The 19,872-nt window shown below is 68.0% G+C and carries 19 protein-coding genes; 15 read left to right on the forward strand and 4 right to left on the reverse strand.

Annotated elements, in window-relative coordinates; translation table 11 throughout:
• Positions 1 to 18 precede the first annotated feature (18 nt).
• Positions 19 to 354, reverse strand: coding sequence for a DUF1844 domain-containing protein (locus SLQ33_RS13405; protein ID WP_319454315.1), 336 nt, complete (start codon positions 352 to 354; stop codon positions 19 to 21).
• 233 nt (positions 355 to 587) lie between these two features.
• On the opposite strand from SLQ33_RS13405, the gene infC reads away from it, so the two are divergent.
• The 5 genes from infC to SLQ33_RS13430 all read left to right on the forward strand — a co-directional run bounded on the left by infC (position 588) and on the right by SLQ33_RS13430 (position 4,330).
• Positions 588 to 1,214 (forward strand): translation initiation factor IF-3, encoded by a 627-nt coding sequence (infC, locus tag SLQ33_RS13410; protein ID WP_319454378.1) that lies wholly within the window; start codon positions 588 to 590, stop codon positions 1,212 to 1,214.
• A gap of 32 nt (positions 1,215 to 1,246) precedes the next feature.
• Positions 1,247 to 1,441 (forward strand): 50S ribosomal protein L35, encoded by a 195-nt coding sequence (rpmI, locus tag SLQ33_RS13415; RefSeq protein WP_319454316.1) that lies wholly within the window; start codon positions 1,247 to 1,249, stop codon positions 1,439 to 1,441.
• Positions 1,442 to 1,481: 40 nt separating this feature from the next.
• Complete coding sequence (gene rplT, locus SLQ33_RS13420) at positions 1,482 to 1,871, forward strand: 50S ribosomal protein L20 (protein WP_319454317.1); 390 nt, start codon at positions 1,482 to 1,484, stop codon at positions 1,869 to 1,871.
• Positions 1,868 to 2,650 carry a TrmH family RNA methyltransferase gene (locus SLQ33_RS13425; protein WP_413467647.1) on the forward strand — a complete coding sequence of 261 codons (783 nt, stop codon included), beginning with the start codon at positions 1,868 to 1,870 and terminating at the stop codon, positions 2,648 to 2,650. Before rplT ends, SLQ33_RS13425 begins: the two co-directional genes overlap by 4 nt.
• Before the next feature lie 75 nt (positions 2,651 to 2,725).
• Entirely contained in the window at positions 2,726 to 4,330 is a 1,605-nt protein-coding gene (locus SLQ33_RS13430; RefSeq protein ID WP_319454319.1) for a GMC family oxidoreductase, read from the forward strand.
• A 145-nt stretch (positions 4,331 to 4,475) separates the two neighbouring features.
• On the opposite strand, the gene SLQ33_RS13435 is transcribed toward SLQ33_RS13430, so the two are convergent.
• Together SLQ33_RS13435 and SLQ33_RS13440 are read right to left on the reverse strand one after the other, a co-directional pair.
• Positions 4,476 to 5,717: an acyl-CoA dehydrogenase family protein gene (locus SLQ33_RS13435; RefSeq protein WP_319454320.1), complete on the reverse strand. Its 1,242-nt coding sequence runs from the start codon at positions 5,715 to 5,717 to the stop codon at positions 4,476 to 4,478.
• A gap of 3 nt (positions 5,718 to 5,720) precedes the next feature.
• The gene (locus SLQ33_RS13440) at positions 5,721 to 6,770 is read right to left on the reverse strand and encodes an oxygenase MpaB family protein (protein ID WP_319454321.1); all 1,050 of its coding nucleotides are present in this window, start codon (positions 6,768 to 6,770) and stop codon (positions 5,721 to 5,723) included.
• Positions 6,771 to 7,039: 269 nt separating this feature from the next.
• Between SLQ33_RS13440 and SLQ33_RS13445 the strand changes: the two genes are divergently transcribed.
• Together SLQ33_RS13445 and SLQ33_RS13450 are read left to right on the forward strand one after the other, a co-directional pair.
• Entirely contained in the window at positions 7,040 to 7,939 is a 900-nt protein-coding gene (locus tag SLQ33_RS13445) for an adenylate/guanylate cyclase domain-containing protein (protein WP_413467641.1), read from the forward strand.
• A gap of 9 nt (positions 7,940 to 7,948) precedes the next feature.
• Positions 7,949 to 8,749: a rhomboid-like protein gene (locus tag SLQ33_RS13450; protein ID WP_319454322.1), complete on the forward strand. Its 801-nt coding sequence runs from the start codon at positions 7,949 to 7,951 to the stop codon at positions 8,747 to 8,749.
• 132 nt (positions 8,750 to 8,881) lie between these two features.
• On the opposite strand, the gene SLQ33_RS13455 is transcribed toward SLQ33_RS13450, so the two are convergent.
• Complete coding sequence (locus SLQ33_RS13455; protein ID WP_319454380.1) at positions 8,882 to 10,462, reverse strand: FMN-binding glutamate synthase family protein; 1,581 nt, start codon at positions 10,460 to 10,462, stop codon at positions 8,882 to 8,884.
• Positions 10,463 to 10,514: 52 nt separating this feature from the next.
• Here SLQ33_RS13455 and pheS point away from each other — a divergent pair, with 52 nt between their 5' ends.
• Genes pheS through SLQ33_RS13495 form a run of 8 tightly spaced genes read left to right on the forward strand, consistent with a single transcriptional unit; the run spans position 10,515 to position 19,847 of the window.
• On the forward strand, positions 10,515 to 11,567 hold the full coding sequence (pheS, locus tag SLQ33_RS13460) for a phenylalanine--tRNA ligase subunit alpha (RefSeq protein WP_319454323.1): 1,053 nt from the start codon (positions 10,515 to 10,517) through the stop codon (positions 11,565 to 11,567).
• Positions 11,567 to 14,053: a phenylalanine--tRNA ligase subunit beta gene (gene pheT / locus SLQ33_RS13465; protein WP_319454324.1), complete on the forward strand. Its 2,487-nt coding sequence runs from the start codon at positions 11,567 to 11,569 to the stop codon at positions 14,051 to 14,053. Before pheS ends, pheT begins: the two co-directional genes overlap by 1 nt.
• 42 nt (positions 14,054 to 14,095) lie before the next feature.
• Entirely contained in the window at positions 14,096 to 15,145 is a 1,050-nt protein-coding gene (gene argC, locus SLQ33_RS13470; RefSeq protein ID WP_319454325.1) for an N-acetyl-gamma-glutamyl-phosphate reductase, read from the forward strand.
• On the forward strand, positions 15,142 to 16,359 hold the full coding sequence (argJ, locus tag SLQ33_RS13475) for a bifunctional glutamate N-acetyltransferase/amino-acid acetyltransferase ArgJ (RefSeq protein ID WP_319454326.1): 1,218 nt from the start codon (positions 15,142 to 15,144) through the stop codon (positions 16,357 to 16,359). Before argC ends, argJ begins: the two co-directional genes overlap by 4 nt.
• Positions 16,356 to 17,228 (forward strand): acetylglutamate kinase, encoded by an 873-nt coding sequence (gene argB / locus SLQ33_RS13480; RefSeq protein WP_319454327.1) that lies wholly within the window; start codon positions 16,356 to 16,358, stop codon positions 17,226 to 17,228. The genes argJ and argB overlap by 4 nt, the downstream gene beginning before the upstream one ends.
• 32 nt (positions 17,229 to 17,260) lie before the next feature.
• Complete coding sequence (locus tag SLQ33_RS13485) at positions 17,261 to 18,451, forward strand: acetylornithine transaminase (RefSeq protein ID WP_319454328.1); 1,191 nt, start codon at positions 17,261 to 17,263, stop codon at positions 18,449 to 18,451.
• Entirely contained in the window at positions 18,448 to 19,374 is a 927-nt protein-coding gene (argF, locus tag SLQ33_RS13490; protein ID WP_319454329.1) for an ornithine carbamoyltransferase, read from the forward strand. The genes SLQ33_RS13485 and argF overlap by 4 nt, the downstream gene beginning before the upstream one ends.
• Positions 19,353 to 19,847: an arginine repressor gene (locus tag SLQ33_RS13495; protein WP_319454330.1), complete on the forward strand. Its 495-nt coding sequence runs from the start codon at positions 19,353 to 19,355 to the stop codon at positions 19,845 to 19,847. The genes argF and SLQ33_RS13495 overlap by 22 nt, the downstream gene beginning before the upstream one ends.
• Positions 19,848 to 19,872: the final 25 nt, after the last annotated feature.

Below are 19,872 nucleotides of genomic sequence, written 5' to 3' on the forward strand. Positions count from 1 at the left end.
ATGGGTGAGAGTGAGGGGCTACCAGACCGGTCCGGTGTACTTCTCGCCCGGACCGTGCCCGGGCTCGTCCGGAGCGGCACTGGACTCGCGGAACGCCAACTGCAGACTCTTGAGGCCGTCGCGGACGGGCCCGGCGTGCGGGCCGAGGTACTCCGCCGAGGCGGCGACGAGGCCGGCGAGCGCGGTGATCAGGCGGCGGGCTTCGTCGAGATCGCGGTGCGGACTGTCGTCGGGGTCCTCAGCCGACAGGCCCAGTTTCTCGGCGGCGGCGCTCATCAGCATGACGGCCGATCGCGTGATGACCTCGACGGCGGGAATCTCGGCCAGTTCACGGATGTTAGGAGGATCGGTCATGGCTGGTAGACTCCCATGCGCGACCGTCCCGGCATACGCCAGGACAGCAAGTGGAGTCCCACTCCCACCGTTGACCGTACAGGTTCAGCGGTCCGGTCACGGACATCGTGAGATGCCCGTTCTGCGTTTTGCGCAGGCGGCTGCTGCCGTGATCGGTCGGCATTGGGCCCTGCATTGAGCAGGGCTTTTCTGCTGATGGCGTTGGACTCCTCGAAGACGACATAGGAGGCCCCATCAGCACTGAGACACGCATCAACGAGCGCATACGCGTACCTGAAGTCCGCCTGATCGGACCGGGCGGTGAACAGGTAGGCATCGTGCGCATCGAAGATGCACTCCGCGTCGCCGCGGACGCCGATCTCGATCTCGTCGAAGTAGCCCCAGACGCCAGACCCCCGGTCTGCAAGATCATGGACTACGGCAAGTTCAAGTATGAGACGGCCCAGAAGGCGCGCGAGTCTCGCAAGAACCAGCAGCAGACCGTCGTCAAGGAACAGAAGCTCCGTCCCAAGATCGACGACCACGACTACCTGACCAAGAAGGGTCACGTCGTTCGCTTCCTCGAAGCCGGGTCGAAGGTCAAGGTGACGATCATGTTCCGCGGACGCGAGCAGTCGCGGCCCGAGTTGGGCTACCGCCTGTTGCAGCGGCTGGGCGCCGACGTCGCCGAGTACGGCTACGTCGAGACGTCCGCCAAGCAGGACGGCCGCAACATGACGATGGTGCTGGCGCCGCACCGCGGTGCGAAGACTCGCGCCAAGGCGGCGCACGATGCCGATGCACCGGCCGCGCAGCGTGCGGTACCGGCCCCCGCGGAGCCCGCGGCGGCGCCACCGAGCGAAGCGCCACCAGCTCCATAACTGAACTGATCCACCACGAGAACTGAGGATTCATGCCCAAGGCCAAGACTCACAGCGGAGCGTCGAAGCGCTTCCGGAAGACCGGCACCGGAAAGATCGTGCGGCAGAAGGCCGGCCGGCGACACTTGCTCGAGCACAAGGCCAGCAAGCGCACCCGCAGGCTCGACGGTCGCACCACCGTTGCAGCCAACGACACCAGCCGCGTGACCAAGATGCTGAACGGCTGACTTGCCGCCCCACTGACCGCACGAGAATAAGGAACATCCCATGGCACGCGTGAAGCGCGCAATCAACGCCCAAAAGAAGCGGCGCACTGTCCTCAAGGCCTCCAAGGGCTACCGTGGCCAGCGCTCTCGGCTCTACCGCAAAGCCAAAGAGCAGCAGCTGCATTCGCTGACCTACGCCTACCGCGACCGGCGCGCCCGCAAGGGTGAGTTCCGCAAGCTGTGGATCTCGCGGATCAATGCTGCGGCCCGCGCCAACGACATCACCTACAACCGACTGATCCAGGGGCTCAAGGCCGCTGGGGTCGAGGTGGACCGCAAGAACCTCGCCGAGATCGCCGTCAGCGATCCCGCGGCGTTCACCGCGCTGGTCGACGTGGCCCGCAAGGCCCTGCCGGACGATGTCAACGCTCCGTCCGGAGAGGCCGCCTGAGTTCGGCTCCGCTCACTGAGCGATCGGACCGCGTAGCGGCCGCGCTCAAGTTGCAGCGCACCGTTGGACGACGCCGCGCCGCACGCTTTCTCGCCGAGGGTCCCAACCTCGTCGAGGCAGCGTTGCGGCGCGGTTTGGTGTCCGACGTGCTCGTCACCGAGGCGGCCAACGCCAGATTCACCGACCTGCTCAGCGGCGCGCCCGTCCACGTGATCACCGACAAGGCCGCCAAGGCGTTGTCCGAAACGGTCACTCCGGTCGGGCTGTTCGCGGTGTGCACGCTGCCCGAGACTCGACTGGCCGACGTGCTCGGTGCCGCGCCCCGGCTGGTACTCGTCGCGGTGGGCACGTCGGAGCCCGGCAACGCGGGCACGCTCATTCGGATCGCCGACGCCCTTGGCGCCGACGCGGTCGTGTTGGCCGGCGATGGTGTGGACCCCTACAACGGCAAGTGCCTGCGCGCCTCAGCGGGAAGCATCTTCGCGCTGCCGGTGCTGGAGGCGCCCGACGTCGACGCGTTGGTGACGGCGCTGCGACAGGCCGGGCTCGCGATCTTGGCGACCACGCTCGACGGAGAGGTCTCCCTCGACGACGCCGACCTGAGTGGGCCGACCGCATGGTTCTTCGGCTCCGAGGCACACGGATTGTCCGGGGAGGTCGCCGCGCTGGCCGACGCCCGCGTGCGCATTCCCATGAGCGGCAGCGCCGAGAGCCTCAACATCGCCGCCGCGGCCGCGATCTGCCTGTATCAGAGCGCCTCACGATTCCGAGAATCTTAGGCCAGCTCGGGTGTACCCTTCGGCGATACGAATTGGATGGCATTTGTAACGTCCTTGAGCCGAACCGAGGAATTGATGGCTGGCTACGACTACATCGTCGCGGGTGCGGGATCGGCGGGATGCGTGTTGGCGAACCGCCTGTCGGCCGACCCCCGCAATAGGGTGCTCCTCATCGAGGCCGGTGGCCCGGACCGCCATCCCATGTTTCACGTGCCCAAGGGCGGCGGGCTGTTGATGGAGAACGAGAAGTACGCGTGGCGATACGCGACCACTCCATTCGGGCCCAACCAAAGATCCGAGTTCTGGGCGCGGGGCAAGGTCATCGGCGGGTCGAGCTCGATCAACGGCATGGTCTACAACCGAGGCAATCGGGCCGACTACGACGAGTTGGAGCGTCGTGGCAACAAGGGCTGGGGTTGGAACGACATCCTGCCGATCTTCAAGTCGTTCGAAGACAACGAGTTCGGCCCTTCGCCGACTCGGGGTTCCGGTGGGCCACTGCATATTTCGGCTGGCCATGGACCGGACCCATTGTGCCGGGAGATCATCGGCGCCGGCACCAACGCCGGGCTCCGTGAACTTCAGGACATCAACGAATCAGACGACCCGCGCATCGGATACGCCACCGCGACGATCCGGAATGGTCGCCGAGTCAGCGCTGCCGATGCGTTCCTGAAGCCCGCGCGACGTCGCGACAATCTGGATGTGATCACGCGTACCACCGTTCAGCGCCTGATCGTGGAACACGAGCGCGCCGTCGGCGTCCAGGTCAAGACGGCCAACGGCGCCAACGCCGAGTTCCGCGCGGCGCGTGAGGTCATCTGCGCGCTCGGCAGCCTAAACAGCCCACAGTTGCTGCAGCTGTCCGGCATCGGCCCGCGCGACGTGCTCGAGAGTGCAGGCGTGCCCGTCCTCGTCGAGCGGGAACACGTCGGGCGGCGGGTTCACGAACACCGGTGCTTCGCACTCAGATTCAGGTTGAAGGAGAACCTGGGGTACAACCGCCAGCTGTCCTCCAGCCGCGGTCAGGCTGCCGCCGCGGCCCGGTATCTGGCGACGCGAAGGGGTACGTTGGCGACGCCGACGTTCGAGGTTCTGGCCTTTCTGAAGTCGGAACCGCACGTCGAACGCGTCGACGGGCAGTTGCTGCTCGGGCCCTTCACGATCCCCAAGTACCAGGCCGGTGAGCCGATGTCCATCGAGCGAGAGCCGGGCATTTCGTGTCTGGGCTTTGCGCTGCGTCCGACGTCGGACGGCAGCGTCACGATCACCTCCGCCGATCCCAACGCGCCACTTCGCATCGAACCGAACTATCTGACCAGCGACTACGACCGCACCGTCACGGCCAACCTGATGCGCAGGGCGCGAGAGCTGTTCGCACAGTCCCCGATCGCGGACCGCATCGACCACGAAATATCCCCTGGGCTCAACGTCCAGAGCGACGAGGAATTGATCGACACCGCGTTGGACGACGGCTACACCGGTTACCACGCCGTCGGCAGTTGTGCGATGGGACCCAGCGACGACGACGTCGTCGACGGGCGACTCAGGGTCAGGGGAGTGGACGGGCTGCGGGTCGTCGACTGTTCAGCGATGCCGATCATGTTGGCGGGCAACCTGAACGGACCGGTGATGGCGATGGCGGCCAGGGCGTCGGAGTTCATCCTGGAGGACCAGTAGCGGCCCACCAAACGCGGGCCGGGTGTGGGTCACGACCCAGGTGCAGAACTCGGTGTGGAGGTCGTCGAATTCTGCACCAAGGCTGTCGGCGGCGTCGAATCGCAACCATATTGCAGAAATGGTCGCGTGTTCGGCGGCGCGCGCTTCAGCCGCTGAGCAGGCCCCGTGCCACGTGGGTGATCTGTACCTCGTTGCTTCCCGCGTAGATCATCAACGACTTGGCGTCGCGGGCCAGCTGCTCCACGCGGTACTCCGTCATGTAGCCGTTTCCGCCGAACACCTGCACCGCCTCCATCGCGACGTCGGTGGCCGCCTGCGAGCTGTACCACTTCATCGCAGAGGCTTCGGGCAGTGAGATCGACGTCCCGCTCTGGGCGGCTTCGATGACGCGAAAGAGCATGTTGCGCACGTTCATTCGTGCGACTTCCATATTCGCCAACTTCAGCTGGATCAGTTGGAACTGGCCGATCTCCTGGCCCCATAGCGTTCGGGTCTTCGCGTAGTCGGTGCACAGCCGCAGACACTCCTCGATCACGCCGAGCGCCATGGACACGACACCGATCCGTTCGGCGGAGAAGTTGGACCGTGCGCTGTCGCGCCCGTCGCCCGCGCCGTTGTCCTCGGTCTCGCCGAGCAATCGGTCGCGGCCAAGGCGTACGTTGTCGAAGAAGAGTTCACCCGTGCGGGAACTGTGAATCCCCATCTTGCGGAACGGCTTCGACTGAACGAAGCCCTCCATGCCGCGGTCGAGCACGAAGGTGAGCACCTTGCGGTTGCGCTTGTCGACGCTCGGATCACCCTCGTCCAGCTTGGCGTAGACGACCACGACGTCGGCATCGGGTCCGTTGGTGATGAACGTCTTCTGGCCGTTGAGCAGATAATCGTCGCCGTCGCGCGTCACGTATGACTTCATGCCGCCGAACGCATCGGATCCCGAGTCCGCCTCGGTGATGGCCCAGGCCCCGACCTTCTCGTAGGTGACCAACTCGGGCAGCCAGCGTTCCTGTTGGGCGAGGGTGCCGCGGGAGGCGATGGTCGGAACGGTGAGCCCGAGGCTGACCCCCATTCCGGTGACGACACCCATGCTGACCCGGCAGAGTTCGCTGACCACGACGAAGCCCATGCCGGCCTGTTCGCCGCCGCCACCGAACATTCCGCCCGACGAACCGCCTCGCGACTCGTCGCCGTCGCGCAACTTGGCGAGGCGCTTCTGCAGCGACTCCCTGGCCATCACGTCGATGCCGAACGTCGAGAACAGCTTTCGGATGATGGGGTAGGGCGCCAGCTCGCCACTCTCGAGCTCGTCGAGATGCGGACGGATTTCCTTGTCCACGAAGTCGCGGACGGCATCGCGCACGGCAATGTCGACGTCAGACCATTCGAGCATGAATCAGGCTGCCTCTCCGGGCTTTTGCCGACCGCGCGCGGGGCGCAGGCCGGCCAGTGAGAACGTCGTGTGCACCAGTGACCCGGCGCGTTCGATCAACGACTTGCCCTGAGGGACGTAGTGCATGGGCAGCTCCCGGCGGTCGCGCGGCGGTGCCATGAACGCGGGCGCCTCCACGAGCGGCGCGTCCCCGGGAATCCGGCCGGCTGCCCGCTTGTAGGCGGCTATCGCGCGAGGGTGCAGTCGGATCTCGTCGGGCACCACCAGGAAGGCGAGCTCGACGGCCTTGCCGAACAGTCGGAGCAGCACCTCGTCGCTAGGGGTCCAGCGCATGCCCGCCTTCTCGCGGACTGCGGGGTCGAACAGTCCGGCAGCGATCCAGCGCTGCCCGGCGACCATCGGTTTGAACAGCTGATCCCACACCGGCGTCGGCATCAGCACGAACCACGGCTTCGGAATCCGGATCGCGAAGATGTCGAGGGTGGCCCGGTTCATTTCGAGCTCGTCGCGGCAGGTCCGTTCCCAGTACTCGCAGAAGTCCTCCCATGTCTGCGGCACCGGACGCATGCTCATGCCGTACATGCGATACCACTGGACGTGCTCGTCGAACAGCTGGCGCTTCTCGGCTTCGGTGAGGCCGCCGCAGAAGTACTCGGCGGTCTTCAGGATCAGCATGAAGAACGTGGCGTGAGCCCAATAGAACGTCTCCGGGTTCAGCGCGTGGTAGCGACGACCCGCAGCGTCGACGCCCTTGATGGTTTCGTGGTATCCCCGGATCTGCGCACCGGTTTGCGCGGCGCGCTCGCCGTCGTAGACGACGCCCATGATCGGGAAGACGGAGCGGGCCACCCGTTGCAGCGGCTCACGCAGCAGGATCGAGTGGTCCTCGACGCCCGCGCCGAGCTCCGGGTACATGTTCTGGATCGCGCCGATCCACACGCCCAACATTCCGGTGCGGAGGTCGCCGAAGTACTTCCATGTCAGCGAGTCGGGGCCGAGGGGATCGGTCGGCCGCTCGGCGGTCTTGGCGCTCGTCCTTGAGCTCGCGGTCATGGTGTCCTCGCTGAGTGTCAACCCACGGGTGTTCGGCCACGATAAGCGTGACAACACGCGTTGTCCACAACCCCTCGGCGCGTCGGAAGCAGAAGTTATCCGCCGGCCATCGAGCCGCTACACCGCCGTGATCGGTCGCACCAGGTCGGCTCGCCGCATTGTGACGAACATCGTGCGTGTCCTTTCAAGATCGGCGTGACCAGCGCGTTCGCGGGCCGTGGCCCGCCGCGTCGTTGCCGCTCGTTCGAAGTGCCACCTAGGGTGGCGTTGTGGATGCCGAATCGTTCGAAGAACGGTCCGGCGGGCATGGTCAGGAGCGCAGCGACTTGGGCGTCGGCCCGGGCGGACCGTTGGGGTGGCTGAAGTCCGGCAACCACAGTCCCGCGGTGATCGCCTTCATCAGGCGCGCGCGCCGCGCGCTGCCAGGAGACCCGGACTTCGGTGATCCGTTGTCCGCGGACGGCGTTGGCGGACCGCGGGCAGCAGCACGGGCGGCCGACCGGCTATTGGACCGCGACGCAGCCACGCGCGAGGTGAGCCTCGCCGGGCTGCAGGTGTGGCAGGCGGTGACCGAACGGGTGTCGGGTCGGCCGGCGCACCGCGAGGTGACGCTGGTATTCACCGACCTCGTCGGGTTCTCGGACTGGTCGTTGCGAGCCGGTGACGACGCGACGCTGACGCTGTTGAGGCGCGTGGCCCAGGTCACCGAGCCGCCGCTTCTCGCGGCAGGTGGGCACATCGTCAAGCGGATGGGCGACGGCACCATGGCGGTGTTCCCCGACGCCGCCACCGCAGTACGTGCGGTGCTTGTCGCGTTGGAGGCCGTGAAAACCGTTGAGGTAGGCGGGTATACGCCGCAGATGAGGGCGGGTGTCCACACTGGGCGGCCGCAGCGCATCGGTTCGGACTGGCTGGGCATCGACGTGAACATCGCCGCTAGGGTGATGGATCGTGCCACCAAGGGCGGGCTCGTCGTATCGCAGACCACGCTGGACCGCATCGCCCACGAGGACTTCGAGGCGCTCGGAGTGACGACGAAACGGGTTCGCAAACAACTCTTTTCGCCGAAGATCGCGGGAGTTCCCGGCGACCTCGCGATGTACTTCGTGAAGATTCGCAGGGATTTGCCAGGTGGCGCTCCGGAAGACGGAGACGAGCCGCAGGCATAGTCGTAGTCGATGGTGTACGCGGCGCTCTCCCGGTTGGCGAGGTTGCGCGTGACCGTGGGGTACGGCGCGATCCTGGTATGCGTCAACACCACGTTGTTGGCGCTGCGACCCGCCCTGCAGGACCAGGTGATCCGCCATGCCAGCACGAACCTGCACAACTTGAGCCGTGGCCACCTCGGGACGCTCTTCAGTAGCGCGTTCGTCGTGGACGCCAGCCCCGTCGCGCTGTGGTTGCCCGGGCTGCTCTGCCTCCTGGGGCTGGCCGAGTTGCTGTGGCGTAGTACCCGTTTGGTGGTGGCCTTCGTGGTCGGTCACGTCGGCGCGACGCTTCTGGTGGCCATCGGCCTCACGGCGGGCGTCAGTTGGGGCTGGCTACCGGGTACGGTCACGCGGGCGACCGACGTTGGCATGAGCTACGGGGCGATCGCGGTGCTGGGTGCGCTCACGCCGGCGATCCCGCGCCGTTGGCGGCCAATCTGGGTGGGTTGGTGGCTGGCGGTCGGCGCCGCGGTGACCGCCGTCGATCGCGACTTCACCGACGTCGGACACGTCGTGGCGTTGGCGTTGGGCATGGCGGTCGCCTTGCGCTTCGGGACGCCTGGGCCATGGACGCCGCCGCGGGTGGCGCTCCTGGTCGTCGGGTCGATCTTCGGCTTCTTCGTCGTCGCCGAGTCGTTCGGTGCGCTCGCGGCGCCCTGTGGTCTGGCCGGGGCGTTGTTCGCCGCCCTGTTGACGCGACTGTGGACCGCAACTCGGGCGCGTCCCGGCGTCGGCCCGGTCGGAACCGAGTTGCCGGCCATTCACGCGTGAGTCACGACATCTCTTCAGGACGCGTCAACAAATAACAAATGATGACGGCGCCGAGACCAAAGCCCAGAGGGGCAGGCCGTCACGTCGGCGCGACAGCCGCAATTGTGCGAGCTAGGCGGCGGGCGCGGTCCGTCACCGGAATTCTTCGGCGCTCGCCTCGATCCAGTCCGACAGCCACGACTCGGGGGGATCGTCCAGCAACTCACCCGGCATCAGCCACTCGTAGATCTCGGCGTAGGTCAGCGTGCGTTGCCCCTCGATGCGCCGGTTCAACATCGCCGGGGACAGCTCGTGGAATCCGGTCAGGCCCATGGACGCAACGATCTGGGCGGCACTGGCGACGGTGGCGGCCTGATAGTTGAACACCCGCGTCGTCTTGTCCGGTACGTCGAGTGCACGCGAACGCGCAGGATCCTGAGTGGTGACGCCCGTCGGGCAGTGGTTGGTGTTGCACTTGAGCGCTTGGATGCAGCCGACGGCGAACATCATCGCCCGCGCCGACATCGTGAAGTCCGCGCCCTGACAGACGCGGCTGACGATGTCGACGCCGCTAGCGACCTTCCCCGACGCGCCAACGCGAATCCGGTCGCGCAGCCCGGTGCCGACGAGGCAGTTGTGCACCAGCATCAGTGCCTCGGTGAGCGGCATCCCGACGTGGTCCTCGAACTCCTGCGGCCCGGATCCCGTGCCGCCCTCGCCGCCGTCGACGATGACGAAGTCGGGCGCGATACCCGTGGCGATGACCGCCTTGCAGATCGAGAGGAACTCGGTGCGGGCGCCGATGCACAGCTTGAACCCGACGGGCTTGCCACCGGACAGTCTCCGCAGCGTCGCGATGAAACCCATGAATTCGGCCGGGGTGCTGAACGCGCTGTGCGACGGCGGCGACACCACCGTCCGGCCGATCGGCACGCCCCGGGCGGCCGCGATCTCCGCGCTCACCTTGGCCCCGGGCAGCACGCCGCCCAAGCCGGGCTTGGCGCCCTGCGAGAGCTTCACCGAGATCGCCTTGACCGATGCGAGTTGCGACTTCTCGGCGAACGCCACCGGATCGAAGCGGCCGTCGGCGTCTCGGCACCCGAAGTACCCGGACCCGACCTCCCAGATCAGGTCACCTCCAGCGCGCAGGTGATACGGGCTGATGCCGCCTTCGCCGGTGTCGTGCGCGAAGCCGCCCCGCGCGGCGCCGCCGTTGAGTGCCTCGATCGCCTGCGCGGACAGGGCGCCGAAGCTCATCGCCGAGACGTTGAGCATCGCAATGTCGTACGGCTGCGTGCAGTCCGGGCCGCCCAGCCGGACCTTGGGCGCGAGGTTCTCGGCGAAGTGGGCCCGGATGGAGTGCCGCAGGAATTCGTAGCCGATGGCGTAGACGTCGCGCTCCGTGCCGAACGGCTCGTCGCCCTTGGTGGCCTTCGCGCGTTCGTAGACCAGGTCTCGGGTCTCCCTGTCGAACGGCGATGCCTCGGTGTTGGATTCGATGAAGTACTGGCGGATCTCCGGACGGATGAGCTCCATGAGGAACCGGACGTGACCGAGGATCGGATACACCCGCAGGATCGTGTGCCGCGTCTGCAGGAGATCCCAAGTGCCCAGGCCCGCCAAGCCGAGCAGGACGACGGCTAGGGCCACCCACCACCAGGATGCGGTCACCGCCGCCAGCGCGGCGAGTATCCCGGCCAACCAGACTGCTGCGACGATCATGGGCCGCACGATCACCGCGTGACTGTATCGCGAGTCACACGTGCCCCATAGCTATGATCGCCGGGTGGCTGATCAGCCCGTGGAAAAGCCGGGATTGTCCGAAGAAGCGCTGACCGAGGCGGTCAGCGCGGCTCGTCGCGCGTTCGATCAGGCCGCCGACCTCGACGGGCTGGCCCCAGCCAAGACCGAGCACCTCGGCGACAAGTCGCCCATCGCCCTGGCTCGCCAGTCGCTGGCCGCGCTGCCGAAGGAGGCGCGCGCCGACGCGGGCCGCCTAGTGAACGTCGCCCGCGGTGACGCCCAGGCCGCGTACGACGAGCGGCTCGAGGTGTTGCGCGCCGAGCGCGACGCGGCCGCGCTGGAGGCCGAGCAGATCGACGTGACGTTGCCGTCGACCCGCCAGCCGATCGGCGCGCGCCACCCGATCACGATCCTCGCCGAACACGTCGCAGACACGTTCATCGCCATGGGGTGGGAGCTGGCCGAGGGGCCCGAGGTCGAGACCGAGCAGTTCAACTTCGACGCCCTGAACTTCCCGCCGGACCACCCCGCGCGTAGCGAGCAGGACACGTTCCACGTCGCGCCCGACGGGTCGCGCCAGGTGCTGCGCACCCACACCTCGCCGGTGCAGATCCGCGCCCTGCTCGAACGCGAGCTGCCGGTCTACATCGTGTCGATCGGGCGAACGTTCCGCACCGACGAGCTCGACACCACCCACACCCCGGTGTTCCACCAGGTGGAAGGTCTCGCCGTGGACCGCGGCCTGACCATGGCGCACCTCAAGGGCACGCTGGACGCGCTTGCCCGGGCCGAATTCGGGTCGCAGGGTCGCACGCGCTTTCGTCCGCACTTCTTTCCCTTCACCGAACCGTCGGCGGAGGTCGACGTGTGGTTCGAGAACAAGAAGGGCGGACCCGGCTGGGTCGAGTGGGGTGGCTGCGGCATGGTCAACCCGAACGTGCTGCGCGCCTGCGGAATCGACCCCGCGGTGTACTCGGGCTTCGCATTCGGTATGGGGTTGGAGCGAACCCTGCAGTTCCGCAACGGAATTCCCGACATGCGCGACATGGTCGAAGGCGACGTGCGGTTCTCCCTTCCGTTCGGGGTCGGAGCCTGATGCGCCTTCCCTACAGCTGGCTGCGCGACGTCGTCCGGGCCGGCGCACCAGACTGGGACGTCTCACCCGAAGAACTCGAGCAGACGTTCATCCGCATCGGCCACGAAGTCGAGGAGATCATTCCCGCCGGACCGGTGTCGGGTCCGCTCACCGTCGGCCGGGTCGTCGAGCTCGAGGAGCTCACCGAGTTCAAGAAGCCCATCCGGGCGTGCAAGGTCGACGTCGGCGAGCCAGAGCCCCGTGACATCGTCTGCGGGGCAACCAACTTCGCCGTCGGCGACCTGGTCGTCGTCGCACTGCCCGGCACCGTGTTGCCAGGTGACTTCACCATCGCCAAGCGCGAGACCTATGGCCGCACTTCCGACGGAATGATCTGCTCGGCCGCCGAACTCAACTTCGGCACCGACCACGCCGGAATCATGGTGCTGCCGCCGGGCACCGCCGAGCCGGGCGCCTCGGGCATCGAGGTGCTCGGGCTCGATGACGTGGTGTTCCATCTGGCGATCACCCCGGACCGCGGCTACTGCCTTTCCGTCCGGGGCATGGCCCGCGAGCTGGCGTGCGCCTATGACCTCGAGTTCGTCGACCCGGCCGACGTGGCGCCGCTTCCCGTCGAGGGCGAGGCCTGGCCGCTGACGGTGCAACCCGGCACAGGTGTGCTGCGCTTCGGGCTACGCCCAGTCACCGGAATCGACCCAACGGCGGTGTCGCCGTGGTGGCTTCAGCGTCGGCTGCTGCTCAGCGGCATCCGGGCCATCTCGCCTGCCGTCGACGTCACGAACTACGTCATGCTCGAACTCGGCCATCCCATGCACGCCCACGATCGCAGCCTCATCACCGGTGGCTTCGACGTGCGCTTCGCGACACCGGGGGAGAAGGTCGTCACGCTCGACGACGTGGAACGCAAGCTCGATCCCGGTGACGTGCTCATTGTCGACGACGTCGCGACCGCGGCCATCGGTGGTGTGATGGGCGCCGGGACCACCGAGGTGCGCGACACCACCACCGACGTGCTGCTGGAAGCCGCCGTATGGGATCCGGCCGCCGTGTCACGCACGCAGCGCAGGCTGCACCTCGTCAGCGAGGCCAGCCGCCGGTACGAGCGCACTGTCGATCCGGCCATCTCGGTTGCCGCACTTGACCGTTGCGCGGCGCTGCTCGCCGAGATCGCGCACGGAACCGTCGAGCCGACGCTCACCGACTGGCGTGGCGATCCGCCGCGCGAGGATTGGTCGCCTGCGCCGGTGAGCATGCCGTCCGATTTGCCCGACCGGACCGCGGGCATCGACTATGCCGCCGGCGTGACAACTCACCGGCTTACCCAGATCGGCGGCCGCGTGTCGGAGACCGACGGCGTCGTCACCATGGTTCCCCCGAGCTGGCGACCGGATCTCAAGCAACCAGCAGACCTCGTCGAGGAAGTGCTCCGGCTGGAAGGGCTCGATCTGATCCCGTCGGTGCTTCCGCTCGCCCCGCCGGGGCGCGGCCTGACTGCCGGTCAGAGTCGTCGCCGCGTCATCGGGAAGTCCTTGGCGCTCAACGGATTCGTCGAAGTGCTGCCCACGCCGTTCCTGCCTGCCGGTGTGTTCGACCAGTGGGGGCTACCCGCCGACGATGCGCGCCGTGCGACGGTGGCGGTGCTGAATCCGTTGGAGTCCGATCGACCGCAGCTCGCGTCGACCCTGCTTCCCGGTTTGTTGGAGGCGTTGTCCCGCAACGTGTCCCGCGGTGCCGTCGACGTCGCCTTGTTCGGCATCGAGCAGGTGGTGCTGGCGACTGCGCAGACGCGCGCCGTCGAGCCCATCGCCGTCGACCGGCGGCCCACCGATGCCGAGATCGCCATGATCGACGCCGCGCTTCCTAGTCAACCGCTGCACGTTGGCCTGGTGTTGACGGGGTTGCGCGAGCCTGCAGGCCCCTGGGGGCCGGGACGTCCCGTCGACGCCGCGGACGCGTTCGAGGCCGTCCGCATCATCGCGAGGGCGTGCAGGGTCGACGTCACCCTGCGGGCGGCTCAGCTGCTGCCGTGGCATCCCGGGCGGTGCGCCGAGGTGCTCGTCGGCGACGTGGTCGTCGGGTACGCAGGCCAACTGCATCCCGCGGTCATCGAACGGATGAGTCTGCCGAAGGGCACCTGTGCGGTGGAACTCGACCTCGACGCGGTACCGATCGTGGAGCCGCTGCCGGTGCCCGCGGTGTCGCCGTTCCCTGCGGTGTTCCAGGACGTCAGCCTCATCGTCGGTGACGACGTGGCCACGCAGTCCGTGGTCGACGCGGTGCGCGACGGCGCGGGCGAACTGCTCGAAGACATCCGACTGTTCGACGTCTACGCCGGTCCGCAGATCGGCGAGGGCCGCAAGTCGTTGACGTTGGCCCTGCGGTTCCGCGCCGCCGACAGGACGCTCACCGAGGACGAGGCCAGCGCGGCTCGGGATGCCGCGGTCGCGGTTGCGGCCCAGCGGGTCGGCGCCGTCCAGCGCCGCTGACCGCACCTGCCACATAATTCATTTGCATCGGGATGCATAACCATGCAGAATCAGCCGGTGACTTCGATAGCGGTGGCCGGTGCCAGCGGCTACGCCGGCGGCGAGATCCTGCGGCTGTTGCTGGGCCACCCGGCCTACGCCGACGGGCGCCTGACGATCGGTGCGGTGACGGCCGCCGCCAGCGCGGGTACCACTCTCGGTGAGCACCACCCGCACCTACTGCCGCTCGCGGCGCGCGTGCTGGAGGACACCACCGTCGAGGTGCTCGCCGGCCATGACGTGGTCTTCCTTGGATTGCCGCACGGCCACTCCGCGGCGCTGGCCGAACAACTTGGCCCCGACACGCTGATCGTCGACTGCGGCGCCGACTTCCGGCTCACCGACGCGGGGGACTGGGAGCGGTTCTATGGCTCCCCGCACGCAGGCACGTGGCCCTACGGCCTGCCCGAACTGCCCGGCGGGCGCGACGCACTCAAGTCGACCAAGCGCATCGCGGTGCCCGGGTGCTACCCGACGGCGGCGCTGCTGGCGCTGCTCCCCGCGGTCGGGGCCGACCTGGTGGAGCCTGCCGTGACCGTCGTCGCGGTCAGCGGCACCTCGGGCGCGGGCCGGGCGGCCAAGGTCGACCTGCTTGGCTCAGAGGTCATCGGTTCGGCGAGGGCGTACAACGTCGGTGGGACACACCGGCACACGCCCGAGATTGCCCAAGGCCTGCGGACGGTCACGGACAAGGACGTGTCCGTGTCCTTCACACCGGTGCTGATTCCGACCTCACGCGGCATCCTCGCGACCTGCACCGCCAGGACGACGGCGTCGCTGTCCGAAGTCCGCGCCGCATACGAAAAGGCCTACGGTGACGAGCCGTTCGTGTACCTCCTGCCCGATGGCCAGCTGCCGAAGACTGGCGCGGTGATCGGCAGCAACGCCGCCCAGGTGGCGGTGGCGGTCGACGCGGACGCGGGCGTACTCGTGGCGCTGTGCGCCATCGACAACCTGGTGAAGGGTACCGGTGGCGCAGCGGTGCAGTCGATGAATCTTGCGCTGGGTTGGCCGGAGACGGAAGGACTTTCGATCGTGGGGGTAGCACCGTGACAACGACATTGCGACTGGTTCGCGACCAGGGCGTCACGGCGCCGGCCGGTTTCCGGGCCACCGGAATCGCTGCGGGCATCAAGGCCTCGGGTGCGCCCGACCTGGCATTGGTCTTCAACGAGGGCCCCGACCACGCCGCGGCCGCCGTCTTCACCCGAAACAAGGTGAAGGCCGCACCCGTGCTCTGGACCCAGCAGATGATCACTACGGGCCGGGCGCGGGCCGTCATCCTCAACTCGGGCGGAGCCAACGCCTGCACGGGACCAGGCGGTTTCCAGGACACCCACGCGACCGCCGAGGCCGTCGCCGCAGCGCTGTCGCAATGGGGCACCGAGACCGGAGCCATCGAAGTCGCGGTCTGCTCAACGGGTTTGATCGGCGACCGGCTGCCCATGGACAAGGTGCTCGCCGGGGTCGAGACCGTCGTGCACGAGATGGCTGGCGGGCTGTCCGGCGGGGCCGACGCCGCGCAGGCCATCATGACCACCGACACCGTTCCGAAACAGGTTGCGCTGCACCACTCGCCAGAATCCGGCGCCAACTGGACCGTCGGCGGCATGGTCAAGGGTGCGGGCATGCTCGCGCCGTCGTTGGCCACCATGCTGTGCGTGCTCACCACCGATGCCGTCGCCGACGCGGCCGCACTCGACCAGGCGTTGCGCAACGCCGCGGCACGGACGTTCGACCGGCTCGACATCGACGGGAGCTGCTCGACGAACGACACGGTGTTGCTGCTGGCCTCGGGGGCAAGCGAAATCGCGCCAAGCCAAGCCGAACTCGACGAAGCCGTGCTGGCCGTGTGCAACGACCTCTGTGCCCAGCTGCAGGCGGACGCCGAGGGCGTCACCAAGCGCGTCGCCGTGACCGTCACCGGCGCAGCGAGCGAGGCCGACGCGGTCGTCGCCGCCCGGGTCATCGCCCGCGACAGCCTGGTCAAGACCGCATTGTTCGGATCGGACCCCAACTGGGGCCGGGTGCTCGCGGCGGTCGGCATGGCACCGGTCGAACTCGACCCCGACCGGATCAACGTGCTGTTCAACGGAACTCCGGTGTGCGTCAACGGCACCGGTGCACCGGGGGCGCGCGACGTCGACCTGTCCGGCCCCGACATCACCGTCGTCGTCGAGCTCGGCGTCGGCACCGCCGACGCCACGATCCGCACCACCGATCTGTCCCACGCCTACGTCGAAGAGAACTCGGCCTACTCCTCGTGAGCGCCGATACCCAGACCAAGGCGGCGGTGCTCGCCGAGGCGCTGCCGTGGCTCAAGGCACTTCACGGCAAGATCGTCGTCGTCAAGTACGGCGGCAACGCCATGACCGACGACGTGCTGAAGGCGGCGTTCGCCGCCGACATGGTGTTCCTGCGCAACTGCGGCATCCATCCCGTCGTCGTCCACGGCGGCGGTCCGCAGATCAGCGCGATGCTCAAGCGGCTCGGCATTGCGGGTGACTTCAAGGGCGGATTCCGGGTCACCACACCGGAAGTGCTCGACGTCGCACGCATGGTGCTGTTCGGCCAGGTGGGACGCGAACTGGTCGGGTTGATCAACGCGCACGGCCCGTACGCCGTCGGGATCACCGGTGAGGACGCCCACCTGTTCACCGCGATTCGCCGCAGCGTCACCGTCGACGGCGTCGCCACCGACATCGGCCTCGTCGGCGACGTCGAGCGTGTCAACACCGCGGCGGTGCTGGATCTCATTGCCACCGGCCGCATTCCGGTCGTCTCGACCATCGCTCCCGACGTCGACGGCGTGGTCCACAACATCAACGCCGACACCGCGGCCGCCGCCCTGGCGGAGGCGCTCGGTGCGGAGAAGCTGCTGATGCTCACCGACGTCGAAGGGCTCTACACACGGTGGCCCGACCGCGACTCCCTGGTGAGCGAGATCGACGTCGCCACGTTGACCGGGCTGTTGCCGGGCCTCGAGTCCGGCATGGTGCCGAAGATCGAGGCGTGCCTGCGGGCCGTGGCAGGCGGAGTGCCGAGCGCTCACGTCATCGACGGTCGCGTGGAGCACTGCGTGCTGGTCGAACTGTTCACGAACGAGGGCTCCGGGACCAAGGTGGTGAGTGCGTGACATCCAGCGGGCAGGAGCGAAGCGACAGGGGAATGTCACAGACTGAAGCGCTGCAAGAACGTTGGCAGGCCGTGATGATGGACAACTACGGCACTCCGCCCGTCGCACTGGTCAGCGGCGAGGGCGCCGTGGTGACCGACGCCGACGGCAAGTCGTACGTCGACTTTCTCGGCGGTATCGCCGTGAACGTGCTCGGCCACCGCCATCCCGCGATCATCGAGGCGGTCACCCGCCAGCTCAACACGCTTGGTCACACGTCCAACCTGTACGCGACCGAGCCGGGCATCGCGCTCGCCGAGGCACTCGTCGCACACCTCGGCACCGACGCCGAGGTTCGGGTGTTCTTCGGCAATTCGGGCACCGAGGCCAACGAAGCGGCCTTCAAGATCACCCGGCTGACGGGGCGCACCAAACTCGTTGCCGCCGAAGGCGCGTTCCACGGCCGCACCATGGGGTCGCTCGCATTGACCGGGCAACCGACCAAGCAGGCGCCGTTCGCGCCACTGCCCGGCGAGGTCACCCATGTCCCGTACGGCGACGTCGACGCGCTCGCCGCCGTCATCGATGACGAGACGGCGGCGGTGTTTCTCGAGCCGATCATGGGGGAGGGTGGCGTCGTCACCCCGCCCGCCGGCTACCTGGTGGCGGCTCGCGAGCTCACGACCAGGCACGGGGCGCTGCTCGTGCTCGACGAGGTGCAGACGGGGATCGGGCGCACCGGTACGTTCTACGCCCACCAGCACGACGGCATCACCCCCGACGTGGTCACGCTCGCAAAGGGTTTGGGCGGCGGACTACCGATCGGTGCGTGCCTGGCCATCGGCGACGCCGCCGGACTGCTCACTCCTGGGCTGCACGGCAGCACGTTCGGCGGCAACCCGGTGTGCACCGCGGCGGCGCTGGCCGTACTGAAAACGCTCGCCGACGACGACCTCATCACCCGTGCCGACGTGCTCGGAAAGACGTTGAGCCACGGAATCGAAGCCATCGGGCACCCGTTGGTCGACCACGTCCGCGGGCGTGGTCTTCTGCGCGGGGTCGTGCTGACCGCGCCGCACGGCAAGGCCGTCGAGACGGCTGCCCGCGACGCGGGCTTCCTCGTCAATGCCGCCGCGCCCGACGTGGTCCGGCTCGCGCCGCCGCTCGTCGTCACCGACGCGCAGGTCGACGCCTTCCTGGCCGCGCTGCCTGCCGTCCTCGACACCGCCATGGAGCCACAGTGACACTCAGACACTTCCTGCGCGACGACGACCTCACTCCCACCGAGCAGGCCGAAGTGCTCGCGCTCGCCGCGGAGCTCAAGAAGGCGCCGTTCAGCCGCAGGCCACTCGAGGGCCCCCGCGGCGTCGCCGTCATCTTCGAGAAGAACTCCACCCGGACCCGGTTCTCGTTCGAGATGGGCGTCGCGCAGCTCGGCGGCCACGCCGTGGTGGTCGACGGCCGCAGCACGCAGTTGGGCCGCGAGGAGACCCTTGAGGACACCGGCCAGGTGTTGTCGCGCTACGTCGACGCGATCGTGTGGCGGACCTTCGCCCAGGAGCGGTTGGGCGCCATGGCATCTGGATCCACGGTGCCGATCGTCAACGCGCTGTCCGACGAGTTCCACCCGTGCCAGGTGCTGGCCGACCTGCAGACGCTGGCCGAACGCAAGGGCGCGCTGACCGGACTGCGGCTGACGTACTTCGGCGACGGCGCCAACAACATGGCGCACTCGCTGATGCTCGGCGGAGTGACCGCCGGAATCAACGTGACCATCGCCGCCCCAACCGGTTTCGAACCTCATCCGATGTTCGTGGCAGCGGCGCAGAAGCGGGCCGACGACACCGGGGCGACGGTGACCGTCACCGCCGATCCGCGCTCGGCCGCGGACGGCGCCGACGTCCTGGTCACCGACACGTGGACGTCGATGGGCCAGGAGAACGACGGACTCGACCGGGTGCGGCCGTTCCGCCCGTTCCAGGTCAACGGCGGGCTGCTGAGCCTCGCCGACCCCGACGCCGTCGTGCTGCACTGCCTGCCCGCACACCGCGGACACGAGATCACCGACGACGTCATCGACGGTCCCAAGAGCGCGGTGTGGGATGAGGCCGAGAATCGGCTGCACGCCCAGAAGGCGCTGCTGGTATGGCTATTGGAACGCTCGTGACCGCCGCGACTCGGGTCGGACGGCAGGCGCGCATCATCGCGCTGCTGTCGTCGCACTCGGTGAGCAGCCAGAGTGAACTGGCCGCGATGCTGGCCGAGGAGGGCATCGACATCACCCAGGCCACCCTGTCGCGTGACCTCGAGGAGCTCGGCGCGGTGAAGTTGCGCGGTGCCGACGGCGGCGTCGGCGTGTACGTGGTGCCCGAGGACGGTAGCCCGGTGCGGGGGGTCAGCGGCGGCACCGAGCGCATGTCGCGGCTGCTGGGCGACCTGTTGGTGTCCACCGACGCCAGCGGCAATCTCGCCGTGCTGCGCACGCCACCCGGTGCGGCGCACTACCTGGCCAGTGCCATCGACCGCGCGGCGCTGCCCTACGTGGTCGGCACCATCGCCGGTGATGACACCATCCTCGTGGTGGCGCGCGAACCGATGACGGGTGCGGAACTCGCCGACACCCTCGAAAACCTGCAGTAGACCCAAGAACAAGGAGATCGATTCA

Origin of the sequence: Mycobacterium sp. RTGN6 (genome assembly GCF_033804605.1) — a bacterium.
Classification (GTDB): Bacteria; Actinomycetota; Actinomycetes; order Mycobacteriales; family Mycobacteriaceae; genus Mycobacterium.